Raw genomic sequence first — 5,221 nt, 5'->3', positions numbered from 1 at the left:
GCGCGAAACATCGTGAAGCCAGAACGCGCCCGCCGGTCTCCCGCTCGGTTACGGTTCGCGCGACCGCAGCTTTGAAATCGGACGCGAAAATTGCGACTGGACCCTGCCCGACCCTGACAAGTTCATTTCCGGCCGGCATTGCGAGGTCCGCTATGAGGCGGGCGCGTTCTGGCTTCACGATGTTTCGCGCAACGGCACCTTCATCAACGGGTCCAGCCAGCGCCTGGCCGCGCCGCATCGCCTCGGCCATGGCGACCGGCTGTTGATCGGCCGCTATGTCATCTTCGTGTCCATCGACGACGAGCGCGGCGTGACGGGTCACCCCCAACCGAGATCCGGTTCGACGCAACGGGAATTGCCGGCATCGACGGGCCGGCCCCAGGAATTCGGCAACGAGCCGTTCTTCAATTCGCGCGAGCAACGCCAGGCGCCGGCGTCGACGTCTTCCCTGCTGCAGGCAGCCGCGCCGCCTTCGGCCGCGCAGCGCCCCGTTGCGGACGAATTGCTCAGGGAAATCGCGCGGGCGGCCGGCATCTCGCCGGATCTGCTTCAATCGCGCGACCCACATGAGGTTGCCGCCGAGATCGGCGCGGTCCTGCGGACGACGGTAGAACAATTGGCCTTGCTGCTGAAGGCGCGCGCGGCTGCCAAGATCCTGGCAAAGAGCACGCACCGCACGATGATCAGCGCAGCGGACAACAATCCCCTCAAATTCGTGCCCGGAACCGACGACATGCTGGAAATCATGTTCGCGCGGCGCAGGGCCGGCTATCTTGACGCCAGGCACAGTGTCGAAGACGCCTTCCGCGATCTCAAGACCCACGAATTCGCCACCTATGCGGCCATGCAGGCGGCGCTCTCCCGGCTGCTTGACGACCTGTCGCCCGAGGCGATCGGCAGGAAGCTTCCGCCCACCTCGTTCAGTTCGAAGAAAAGCCAGGCCTGGGATGCTTTCGTGGCGACCTGGCGGACCATGGAGGAAGCCCACGAAAACGGCATGCTGGATATATTCCTGGCTTATTTCGCCGAAGCCTATGCCAAGGCCGACAAGCAAAAATAGCGTGTAAATTCCGGCGCTAGAGCCGGATCCCTACACCGCCGCCGTTAAGAATAATCCGGGCGGTTCCGCGCATATGGTTCCAATCGGACGCTTCTGAGATTACGATCACATACGACAGTTCGCCAGGCGGTTACGGCTGAATGACCCAGGGGTCTGCGGCAAATGTCATGTTACGGCGGGATCGCGTTCTGTAGCCTAGCTTCCACCGGACACTCCCCGCGTCAGCAGGGCACGCATTCTTTGCTTCTGCCCCTGCCTGGTCTTGCGCGCCGGCACGGCCGCCATGCGCGGACGGAAGGCCAGCAATGAGCTCGAAGGACGATCCCTTCGGCCCCGCCGGCAAGACCGTCATTCGCGCCAATCCACGACGCAGGCAAAAGCCGGCGCCGGCCCCGCCGGCATCCGCCGATGGCGGGCAGCCCCTGCCTGTGCGGGATTCGACGGTTTTCGATCCGCAGGGCGGACAGCACATGCCGCCGGGCTGGGTGTCCGGAACCGTGATCTATCAAGGGGCGACGTCCAATGCCGGCCCCTTGGAGACCGCGCCCTCGTCGGGGCCGCAGCAGGACGTCCTCCTCGACGCCACCGGCAGCATCACCTACCCCACGGCAAACCCGATCATCGCCGCCGCCGCGCCCTTGCTGATGCTGCTCGGCCAGCTCCGACTTATCCCGGTCGAAAGACGTGCCGAACCGCTGGCGTTGCACATCGCCGAGGCGATCGAAAGGTTCGATCGGGCGATGCAGAAGTCGGGCATTGCCGAAGAGGACGCACGGATCGCCAAGTTTGCGCTTTGCGAAACCGTTGACGATCTCGTCGGCAACCTGCCCTGGCCCGAGGGGGACGGCTGGGCAGGGCACGGCATGCTGTCGCGGTTCTTTCGCATCAAGTCCGCCGGCGCCGGCTTCTATGAGGCGCTGAACAAGCTGCTGGCCGAACCGGAAGCGCATTACGACCTGCTCGAACTGATGCATGCCTGCCTATCGCTGGGGTTTGAAGGTCAGTATCGCGGCCTCGCGCGCCAGGACAGCAACCTCGAACGTGTCCGACGCGACGTCTTCGACACGCTTCGCTACTTCAGGGCGCGGCCCGACGACGACATTTCACCCCGCTGGCAGGGATTGGCGGCGACAATGGCGCGACCGTCGGCGCGGCTGCCGCTCTGGGCCGTCGCGGCCGTCACCTCGGGTCTCCTGACGGCGGCCTTCTTTGCCTTGCGGGTCTTCATCACCAATGAGGGTGACGCCGTCGCCGGCGAGCTTGTGGCGCTCAATCCATCGACGCCGGTGACAATCGAGAGCGCCGACGTGGCTGCCTCGGCCGAGCCGGCAAAAGTCGCGCCTCCCCCAACCCCCGTCGCGCTCACCCAGATCAACCGCATCCGTGCGGCGCTAGCCGAGGATCTGGCGCGCGGCGGGCTGGCGGTGAGCACGCAAGGCAGCTTCATCGTGGTGGAAATAAACAACGCCCTGACGTTCGAACCCGGCAAGGCCGAGGTGAAGCCGGAGTTCCAGTCCGTCGCCGCAGACATCGCCACGGCTCTCGACGCCGAACCGGGGCCGATCAGGATCATCGGTCATACCGACAACGCAAAACCGCGCAAATCGAGCACGTTCAAGTCCAATTTCGACCTCTCGGTCGCCCGCGCCAAAGCCGTCGCGGCGATGATGGCACCCGGCTTCAAGGACCCATCGCGCATCACCACCGACGGCAAGGGCGAAGACGAGCCGATCGCCGACAATGCGACCCCGGAAGGCCGTGCCACGAACCGCCGCATCGATGTGATGATCCCCAAGGAGGAGACATTATGAGCGCGGCCCCTCGGAAGCGCCCATGACGCATTGGCTGCTGCGCATACTCAACGTCGTCGCCTTGGCCGGTTTCGCGGCAGCCGTCTGGTTTGCCGGACCACTGATCCGTTATGCCGATGCGCGCCCACTCGGGCCGGTCTGGTTGCGCGCCGCGATCGTCGGCGTGGTCGTGGCCGCGGCGGCGCTCTTCTACACGGTCCGGTTCTGGCAAAGGCGAACGGCGCATAAGGCGCTTGAAGCCGCGATCGTGCGCAACGACGCCGACAATGACGATTCGCAGGTGCTCGAGGCCCGCATGAGCGAGGCCATCGCGGCACTCAAACGCTCAAGCGGAAAGCGCAATTTCCTCTACGAGATCCCCTGGTACATCGTCATCGGCCCACCGGGCGCGGGCAAGACGACGGCGCTGGTCAACTCCGGTCTGAATTTCCCGCTTGCCGGTTCCGGCACCGCGCAGCCGGTGGCCGGCATTGGCGGCACGCGATCCTGCGACTGGTGGTTCACCGACGAGGCCGTGCTGATCGACACCGCCGGGCGCTACACGACACAGGATTCCGATCAGTCCCGCGACAAGAAGAATTGGCTCGCCTTCCTGTCGCTGCTCAAGAAATACCGCGCCAGGCAGCCGATTAACGGCGTCATCCTGGCAGTCAGCCTTGCCGACCTCATGAGCTTCGACGATCGGCAGCTTGACGCCCATGTCGCCGAGATACGAAGTCGCCTGCGCGAAACCTATGAAACGCTCAGGATCCAGTTTCCGGTCTACCTGCTGTTCACCAAAGCCGACCTCGTCTCCGGTTTCATGGATTATTTCGGCGGCTTCGACGAGGCGCGCAGGCGCAAGGTGTGGGGCGCGACCTTCCAGACCACCGACCGCAACAAGAACATGGCCGGTGAGGCTCCGGCCGAATTCGACGCTCTGGCCGGGCGCCTGGCGGACGAGATGGCCGACCGGCTCCAGGAAGAGCAGGATCCGGTCGCGCGCATATCCATCTTCGGCTTTCCGGCCCAGTTCGGCGCATTGCGCGGCCGGGTTACCGGTTTTGTCACCAGCCTGTTCGACATCTCCCGCAGCGAGGTAAACGTCAGCCTGCGCGGCCTCTATTTTTCCTCGGGCACCCAGGAAGGAACGCCGATCGACCAGGTGCTGGGCGCGATCGGGCGCAGTTTCGGCAGCAGTTCGCAGGCGCATCTGTCCGGCACCGGCAAGAGCTTTTTCCTCCACGATGTTCTGGCCGACGTCATTTTCGCCGAGGCCGGCTGGGTTTCATACGACAGGACAGCCGAAAGGCGCGCCGCGATCGCCAGATATGGCGGCATCGGCGCGATCGTCCTGGCCGCCGTGATCGCCCTGGGCGCGCTTGGGCTGAGCTTCACGGCCAACAGATCGCTGCTCGCCGCCACGACGCAGGCCATGAGCCAATACCGCCAGGCGGCGGAACCGCTGCTCAAAAGCACAGAGGTCGCCGACGTCGACCTCGAAAACGTGATTGGCCCGCTCGACCAGTTGCGCAACCTGCCGGCCGGATTCGAGACCGGCGACGCGCCGACGCCGATCGAGGAGACATTCGGCCTCAGCCAGCGCGAACGGCTTCTTTCAGCGGCCAGGACGGCCTACCGGCAAGCGCTGGAGCGAAGCTTCCGATCGCGCCTGCTGCTGCAGGCCGAGCGCACGATCCAGGCCAGGATGGCCGATCCGGCGATGCTCTATGAGCCGCTGAAGATCTATCTGATGCTGGGCGGCAAGGCGCCGAAGGTCGACGACGAGCTGATCGTCTCCTGGATGCGGCAGGACTGGGAACACAACCGCTATCCCGGCGAAAACAACCGCGAAGGTCGGGCCCAGCTCGAAAAACATCTGCGCGCCATGCTGGCGCTGGACGACGCCTATGATCCGGTTTTCAAGCTCGACCAGCCACTTGTCGAAGCCGCCCAACGCTCACTCGGACGCATGAGCCTGGCCGACCGCGCCACGGCCCTGATCAAGTCGGCGCTCCATGCGGCAGCCCTGAGCGATTTTTCCGTTTCGCTCAAGGCCGGTCCGGAAGCGCCGCTGCTGTTCGAGCGTGTCGACGGCAGTGATCTGTCGGGACTTCGCATTCCCGGCGTCTACACCCATGCCGGCTTCAGCGATTTCTATCTCCAGCAGCTCTCACGCATCGCGCAGATGCTTGTCGACGACCGGTGGGTACTCGGCGGCGGCGGCGAGCAGGGTGGCATCGATCAGGAATTGCTCAAGCTCGGACCCGAGCTTCTCGATCGCTATGCCAAGGAGTTTGCCGCGGCGTGGAACGGCATTCTCGATCAGCTGCGGTTCAAGGCGATGCTGAAGGACAAGCCACAATATAGC

General features: G+C 64.6%; 3 protein-coding genes and 1 pseudogene. All 4 read left to right on the top strand.

Annotation, left to right across the window (positions count from 1 at the left end):
* Positions 1–76: 76 nt before the first annotated feature.
* Positions 77–211: pseudogene (locus tag EOA33_RS41530) on the top strand (FHA domain-containing protein); the annotation flags it as partial.
* Positions 212–262: 51 nt separating this feature from the next.
* Complete coding sequence (gene tagH, locus EOA33_RS23445) at positions 263–1,060, top strand: type VI secretion system-associated FHA domain protein TagH (RefSeq protein ID WP_348628255.1); 798 nt, start codon at positions 263–265, stop codon at positions 1,058–1,060.
* 305 nt (positions 1,061–1,365) lie between these two features.
* On the top strand, positions 1,366–2,871 hold the full coding sequence (gene tssL / locus EOA33_RS23440; RefSeq protein WP_127406704.1) for a type VI secretion system protein TssL, long form: 1,506 nt from the start codon (positions 1,366–1,368) through the stop codon (positions 2,869–2,871).
* A 22-nt stretch (positions 2,872–2,893) separates the two neighbouring features.
* The coding region (gene tssM, locus EOA33_RS23435) for a type VI secretion system membrane subunit TssM (RefSeq protein WP_127406703.1) at positions 2,894–5,221 on the top strand (2,328 nt) is incomplete at its 3' end.

The organism is Mesorhizobium sp. M4A.F.Ca.ET.050.02.1.1, from assembly GCF_003997725.1.
Lineage (GTDB): Bacteria > Pseudomonadota > Alphaproteobacteria > Rhizobiales > Rhizobiaceae > Mesorhizobium.
The sequence above is the reverse complement of the archived record's forward strand: the minus strand, read 5'-3'. Positions and strand labels throughout refer to the sequence as shown.

Bases quoted from the DNA above. Each gene is read 5' to 3' on its own strand.
- tssL (WP_127406704.1), top strand. From the start codon at position 1,366: ATGAGCTCGAAGGACGATCCCTTCGGCCCCGCCGGCAAGACCGTCATT.